Here is a 6,608-nt window from a genome sequence, read left to right as displayed (position 1 = left end):
GCCGTGCTTCCATCGGATGATGTCGCCGTCACATGAAGGGCGATCGACGGTTCGGCCTGTGCATTGAGGGTGCCCGTGGCCGAGCGGGTGATGACGCCGTTGTTATCGATGGCGAAGCGATTGTCGTTGAGACTGTAGGCAATCGTCGACCCGGCGTCGGGATCTCTCGCCGACGCGGTGATGCCGACCCGGCTTCCCGCCGCAGCACTCTGGACGATCCGGTTGTTGGCCGTGTCGGTGTCGGCCGGATCGTTGAAGGCGACCGGCTCGGGGCTATTGAGAATGCCGAGGGTGTAGGTCTGGGTGGCTGTGCTGCGGTCGGATGAGGTTGCCGTCACCGTCAGCGTGATCGAATTCTGGGTTTCGAAGTCGAGCGTCCCGGTGCCGGAGCGGGTGATGACCCCGTTCGAGCCGATGGTGAAGCGTGGGTCGTCGATACTGTAGGTGACGGTGGCGCCGGCGTCCGGGTCCGTGGCCGAGGCGGTTATGCCGATGGCCGTGCCGGCGGCGGCGAGCTCGGCGATCTGGTTGGCACCTGGATCGGCATCCGGCGGTGTGTTGAAGACGACCGGTGCACTCGCCGGCGGTACATAGTATTCGATGTGCAGAAGCGGAGCCGCCGCTGCGCTGCTGTCAAAGGCTCTTGCGGTGCGTGTGCCGGTGCCGGTGACAAGAAGCACCATATCATTGAGTGCTGCCCAGCCGCCACGATCCACGATTTCCTGGACGATCGCTTTCAGGTCCGGCGTGCGCTGTGCAAGGGCGGCCTCTCCGCGTATCGTCCAGTCCGCCGGCGCCCAGGCGACCGATGCGTCCGTTGTCACGCGGGAAGAAACATTGAACTGAGCAGTCGTGAACGCGGCGGCATCGTCCACATCCTGCCCGCGGATCATTAGCGATACTGCCCCCGTGCTCACCTGGTCCACGGTAAACTGGATGTAGGCATTGGTGATGATCGCGCCCTTGGGAATGTCGATCCCGGTGAAGCGCATGCCGACGGTCTGGACCTTGGCGCCATCGACAGTCAGTTCCAGGTCGCTACTCGTGGAAGAGACCGAGCCCGAGGCAGCCTCCTCGACATCGTCGAGGCTGGCGATCACACGCTTCTCGAAGATCATACTGTTGGTGGCGGGCGGACTGGTGATGATCGTGTAGTCGTGTGTGGCGGTGCTGCCATCGGACGAAGTTGCCGTGACGCGCAGTGTGATCGACGGTTCGTTCTGGGCATCGAGCGCCCCGATCGCAGAGCGCGTGATGACGCCGTTGCCGTCGATGGCGAAACGCGGATCGTTGACGCCATAGGTCACCGTCGAGCCCGCATCCGGATCGCGCGCCGAAGCGGTAATTCCGACCCTGGTGCCGGCGGCAGCATTTTGAGCAATCCTGTCGGCGGTTGTGTCACTGTCGGCCGGACTGCCGAAGGCGACCGGTTCCTGGCTGTTGAGAATATTGACCGTGAAGATCTGGTTTGCATTGCTCAGATCCGTGGATGTGGCCGTCACCGTGAGCGTGATCGAGGTCTGTGTTTCGAAATCCAGTGTGCCAACGCCCGATCGCGTGATGACACCGTTTGCGTCAATCGCAAAGCGTACATCGTTGATGCTGTAGGTGACTGTGTCTCCGGGGGTGGGATCGGACGCAGAAGCCGTGATGCCGATCGCCGTGCCGGCTGCCGCAAGCTCGGCGATCTGGTTGGCGGCGGGATTGGTGTCCGCCGGCGTATTGAAGACGACCGGCTCGCCGGTTGTCGGTAGGTTGTATTCGATGTGCAGCAGCGGGGCTGCCGTCGGGCTGCCATCATAGGCTCGGGCCGTGCGCGTACCGGTGCCGGTGACCAGGAACACCATGTCGTTGAGCGCTGCCCAGCCGTCGCGGCTGACGATCTCCTGAATGATCGCACTGAGGTCGGGCGTGCGTTGTGCCGCGCCGGCTGCCCCGCGCGTCGACCAGTCCAAAGGAGCCCAGGCAACGGATGCGTCGGTTGTTGGGCGCGAGGTGACGTTAAATTGCGCGGTGGTGAAAGCCGCCGCGTCGTCCACGTCCTGGCCGCGAATGAGCAGCGAGATCGTCCCCACGCTCACCTCATCGACGGTAAACTGGATATAGGCATTGGTGATGATGGCGCCCTTGGGGATGTCTATCCCGGTGAAGCGGATCCCGACGGTCTGGCCAACGCCGTCGTCAATGGTCAGCTCGAGATCGCTGCTGTTTAGGGACATCGAGCCGGTCGAGCGTTCCTCCGCGTCGTCTGCGCTCGAGGCGACCCTCGTTTCGAACGGGGGAGCGACTGCAAGCGCTGCGACTGCGGCATTATTCGGCGCGGCCGCGCTGCTTTCGGTCACGCGCGCCGTCGGCTCCGCTACGGACGTGTCGGACTGTCGCAGCCCGCTCGTTTGCGCCATGCCGTCTTGCCCGCCGGTACCGGAGGACGTTTGGGCGCCGGACATATTGACCGGCAAGCCTTGGTCGTCATTGGCGGCAACGACGGAGGAACGGTCGGCACGCATCAGCGAAGAAGAAGCGCCCCAGTTCTCGTCCAGAGTGAAAAACGATCGCGGCAGCGCCGCTTTCAAATGAATGGAGCCGATCGGGACCGCGGCAAGCTCGTCAAAGGTGTAATTGCCGTTGACGTCGAAACCCAGTGCGATATCGATCGCGAGCAGTTTGGGGTCGTCCAGGCCGGACGGAATGCGGGACAGTTTGGCCATGTCCAATCTCCTTTCCACGGCTTGCGGACAGCAGGAGCCCACCGGCCGGGGCCGGTGCTTCTACGTCCGTCGGGGGTCGGTTTCGGGAGCCGGTCGGTAACGGGATACAAGCGACGCAACAGCCCCGTTGGCCGGGGCCATTTCGTCGGCCGAAAACGGCAGACCCAGTCGGTTCACTCAGACAAGAAGTCCTGTGCGCACAAAATTGTCGTCATGAAGCTGTTCTGCGTGGAGGCCCAGCAGCGTCAGATGGTCGGTACTGTTGAGGTTGGCCACCACGTTTGCGCCCTGGTTCGATGCCACCTGCTGGAATTTGGCGGCGCTATCGATACCGTAGTCACGCAAGTCGAGCACGTCGCCGGTGCTGGCGCCGGCCCTGAAATTCATGATCGTGTCGTTGCCGTCGCCGGTATGGAACACGAAGAGGTTATTGTTCTTGCCGCCGACCAGCGTGTCGTTGCCGCGCCCGCCCGTCAGCGTCGCATTGCTTCCAAGACCCCAGAGATAGTCGGCGCCCGTGGTGCCGCTCAGCACGTAGCTGCCGTTTGAAATCGTCGGCGCGCGGCCCGTTGGCGTCGGGATGAAGTAGCTATCCGTGAGGGAGCTGGTCGTGGTCGTCCCGTTGAAACTGGTGACCTTGTAGAATTCGAGCAGCATGCCCTGGTCGGTGATCGTCACAAGGCTGGCACCGACATTGGGGACGTCGCGACCGGAACCGCCGAGACCGGTGGTTGTGTAGGGAAGCTGCAGGCCATCCCCGTTATCGTCCCGGTTTTCACGATAGTAGTTATGCTGGTGGCCGGCAAAGACCGCATTTACGCCCCACGGTTCGTATTGCCACTGCATGGTGGTGGTACTGCCGCTCGGATTGTAGGCGGTGTGATGGAAATAGGCGACATTGAAGCTCGCATTGGATGCGTCGAGCGTGGAGTGCATCCATTGAGCCTGGACCGACGTTCCACTGCGACCATCGGTTTCCTGCTTGTTGCTGTTGAGTGCGAAGAAGTGCACCGGCCCCACCTGGTAGTCGTAGTACCGCTCGTTGTCCGGCAGCGTGAAGTAATTCAGGTAATTCTGGAAGTTACCGTCGTCATATTCATGATTGCCGAGGGCGGGGAAGAGGCGGTTGATGGTGCTGCCGGCCCCATAGGCGCCTTGGTAATTGCCGATATAGTCGTGATACTGCTGGCCAATCGCTGCATCCATCGTCTGCGGCGCGTAGGTGCTGTCGCCGACCGTGAGGATGAAATCGACGTTCCAACTGTGAACAAGCGCCGACACGGCCTTTTCCCCGTGGAGGTCGGTATCGCCGAAGTCGCCGAACACCGCGAAGCGATACAAGGTCTGCGGCCCCGTCGGCGCAGCGACGCTGACGGAGTAGTCGTGCGTGGCCGTGCTTCCATCGGATGATGTCGCCGTCACATGAAGGGCGATCGACGGTTCGGTCTGCGCGTTGAGGGTGCCCGTGGCAGAACGGGTGATGACACCGTTGTTGTCGATGGCGAAGCGCGTATCGTTGAGGCTGTAGGTGATGGTCGAGCCGGCATCCGGATCGCTTGCCGAAGCGGTGATGCCGACTTTGGTGCCGGCTGCAGCATTCTGGACGATCCGGTCGGTGGCTGTATCCGCATCGGCCGGTGTTCTGAAGGCGACGGATTCAGGACTATCGAGAATGCCGAGAGTGTAGCTCTGGGTAGCAGTACTCTGGTCGGACGACGTTGCCGTCACCGTCAGCGTGAGCGAGCTCTGGGTTTCGAAGTCGAGCGTGCCCGTGCCCGACCGGGTGACGACGCCGTTGCTGTCGATGGCGAAGCGCGTATCGTTGAGGCTGTAGGTGACCGTCGAGCCCGCGTCGGGGTCACTCGCAGACGCGGTGATCCCGACCTTGGTACCAGCTGCCGCAAGTTCGGCAATCTGGTTGGTTGCCGGATCCGCATCGGCAGGCGCTTTGAAGGCGACCGGTTCGGGGCTGTCGAGAATGGCGAGCGAAAACGCCTGAGTGGCGGTGCTGTGGTCGGACGAGGTCGCCGTCACCGTCAACAGGATCGACGCCTGCGTCTCGAAATCGAGTGTTCCCGTGCCAGAGCGTTTGATGACGCCATTGTTGTCGATGGTAAAGCGCGCATCATCGATGCTGTAGCTGACCGTATCGCTTGCATTCGGATCCCGCGCCGATGCGGTGATGCCAACGGCGGTGCCGGCCGCCGCGAGTTCGGCGATCTGGTTGGTCGTCGCATCGGCGTCGGCGGGTGAGTTGAAGGCAACGGGCTGGGGGCTCCCGAGGACGCCGAGGGTGAAAGCCTGGCTTGCCGTACTTCCGTCCGACGACGTGGCCGTCACCGTCAGCGTGACCGATGGTTCGGTCTGGGCATTCAAGCTTCCGGTCCCGGAGCGGGTGATGACGCCATTGCTGTCAATGGCAAAGCGCGTATCGTTGAGGCTGTAGGTGACGGTCGAGCCGGCATCGGGATCGTTCGCCGAGGCGGTGATGCCGACCTTGGTGCCCGCGGCGGCGAGTTCGGCGATCTGGTTCGTCGCGGTATCGGCATCGGCCGGCGTCCTGAAGGCGACCGATTCAGGGCTGTCGAGAATGCCGACGGTAAAGGTCTGTGTGGCGGTGCTTTGATCGGATGAGGTTGCCGTCACCGTCAGCGTGATCGAGGCCTGTGTCTCGAAGTCGAGCGTACCTGCGCTCGACCGGGTGATGACGCCGTTGCTGTCGATCGCGAAACGTTGATCATCGATGCTGTAGGTGACAGTCGAGCCGGCATCGGGGTCGCTGGCAGAAGCGGTGACCCCGATCTTGGTCCCTGCCGCTGAAAGTTCGGCAATCTGGTTGGTGGCCGTATCGCTGTCGGCCGGGGTGTTAAAGGCGACGGGACTGCCTGCCGCCGGAACGTAATACTCAATGTGGAGGAGCGCGGCGCCCGTGGAGCTGCCTTCATAGGACTTCGCCGTGCGCGTGCCCGTGCCAGTCAGCATGAAAGCCATGTCGTTGAGTGCCGCCCAGCCGCCGCGGTCGACAATCTCCTGGACGATCGCCTTGAGGTCCGGCGTTCGCTCGGCAAGGCCAGCTTCATTGCGCACTGTCCAGCTTGCTGCATCCCAGGCAACGGATGCGTCCGTGGTCGGGCGTGAGGAGACATTGAACTTGATGGCCGTAAAGACTGCCGACTCGTCTGAATCTTCGCCACGGATCAGGAACGACGCAGTTCCAGAGCTCACCTCGTCGGAGGTGAACTGGATATAGGCGTTGGTAATGACCGCACCCCGTGGGACGTCGATCCCCGTGAAGCGCAGGCCGATGGTCTGGCGGGTGGTTCCGTCGTAGCCCATATCCAGATCGTTGATATTGGCGGATATGGTGCCGGAACTCTTCTCCTCGATGTCATCGGCAGCGGTGGCGATCCTTGTCTCGAAAGTCGGATCGGCGACAAGCGCGCTGATGGAGGCGCTGCTCAACGTGGCCGCACCAGGATCAATCTTGCTGGATGACGGGTCCGACGCGTTTGCGGTGGAACCGTGGAGCGTTCTGTCGTGGGTATCGTCCAACGACCTCCCATTGGCTCCGGAAGCGGCCGGCGTGTCGGTCGTATCCGCAGGCAGACCCTGGGACTTTGTGTCGTCGTCAATGGAAGAGTGGTGACCACGATTGCCGCCGAAGGCCTCCTCCCAGCTTGCGCTCAGGTCAGCCAGCGATCGCTGCACCAACCCTTGCGGGCGCACAGTCCAGATCGAACTTCCGACATCATCATCGAACAGGTAGCCGCCATGGGCGCCAAAACTCAATCCGAACTCGATCGAGAGCAGTTTTGGGTCGTCTAGGCCAGATGGAATGCTGGACAACTTAGACATGTCCAACCTCCTTTCCGCGGCTTGCGTATAAACGGGGCCAGCCGG

The 6,608-nt window shown here is 62.3% G+C and carries 2 protein-coding genes; both read right to left on the bottom strand.

Translation table 11 applies throughout. The annotated features are described in order from the left end of the window. On the bottom strand, positions 1 to 2,708 hold a 2,708-nt coding region (locus I8N66_RS35260; RefSeq protein ID WP_291164549.1), incomplete at its 3' end, for a cadherin repeat domain-containing protein. 177 nt (positions 2,709 to 2,885) lie between these two features. After that, on the bottom strand, positions 2,886 to 6,563 hold the full coding sequence (locus I8N66_RS35255) for a metallophosphoesterase (RefSeq protein WP_291164547.1): 3,678 nt from the start codon (positions 6,561 to 6,563) through the stop codon (positions 2,886 to 2,888). Positions 6,564 to 6,608: the final 45 nt, after the last annotated feature.

Source organism: Ensifer sp. SSB1 (assembly GCF_016652895.1).
Classification (GTDB): Bacteria; Pseudomonadota; Alphaproteobacteria; order Rhizobiales; family Rhizobiaceae; genus Ensifer.
The sequence above is the reverse complement of the archived record's forward strand: the minus strand, read 5'-3'. Positions and strand labels throughout refer to the sequence as shown.

Coding starts and splice junctions, on each gene's coding strand:
- I8N66_RS35255 (WP_291164547.1), bottom strand. CDS start 6,563: ATGTCTAAGTTGTCCAGCATTCCATCTGGCCTAGACGACCCAAAACTG.